Here is an 866-nt window from a genome sequence, read left to right as displayed (position 1 = left end):
CCGACGGCGGACACCGCCGAGCGGGTGGATCCGGACGAGGCGGACGGGGACCGGCCCGACGAGGACGCCCCGCGGGCCGCCGCCTTCGCCTACGACGTTCCCGGCCGCTCCCCGGCCGTGGACGAAGCCGACGACGCCGGAACCTTCGGTACGGCGGAGGAGTCGGCCTTCGACGGGAACGAACCTTCCGGGGCCGACGCCGTCGACGGCACCGCGCTCGCGGACGACGAACCCGAGGAGCCGCAGACCAGCGTCCTCGCGGCGGTCGGTGAGCAGCCGGAACCGGTGGAGGAGCGCGACACCGGTGACGAGGACGACGGGGCCGACACACCCTTCGTCTACGCCATCCCCCGCCCCGCCACGGAGAGCCCCGACCGGGTTCCGCGTGACGAAACCGAGGAGGACGAGCCGGAGGCCCCCGCGCCCGCCGTTCCCTTCGCCTATGACATCCCCGGAGCCCCCTTGCCCACCGAGGAGGAGCGGGTCGGGGAGGACGTCGACGACGCTCCTGACACGGACGCCCCCGAAGGCCGGTCCGATGCGGGGGACCTTGAGGACACCGTCACCGGTTCCCGCGAGGAGCCCGGTACCGAGGCCGTCTCCGGCGCGTCCTTCGTTCACCACGTTCCGGAGCCGTCCTCGTCGGCAGAGGAGCGGGCCGGGGAGGACGTCGACGACGCGCCGGACGCGAATGACCCCGGGCGACGGTTCGACGGGGACGAGACCGACCCGGCTCCCGACACCGGGACCGTGGGGGCTTTCGGGACCGACGACGCCGACCGGGCGGACACCCACCAGACGGACGAGGGTGTCGAGACCCACGGCACCGACCGGGCGGACCACGTCCCGGAGGAGCCCGACGAGCC

1 pseudogene is annotated in these 866 nt (G+C 74.5%); it reads left to right on the top strand.

The features are described from left to right. Positions 1-866: pseudogene (locus D455_RS34260) on the top strand (hypothetical protein); the annotation flags it as partial.

The organism is Nocardiopsis halotolerans DSM 44410 (assembly GCF_000341065.1).
Classification (GTDB): Bacteria; Actinomycetota; Actinomycetes; order Streptosporangiales; family Streptosporangiaceae; genus Nocardiopsis; species Nocardiopsis halotolerans.
Note: the sequence above shows the minus strand (reverse complement) of the source record. Positions and strands in the feature narration are given on the sequence as shown.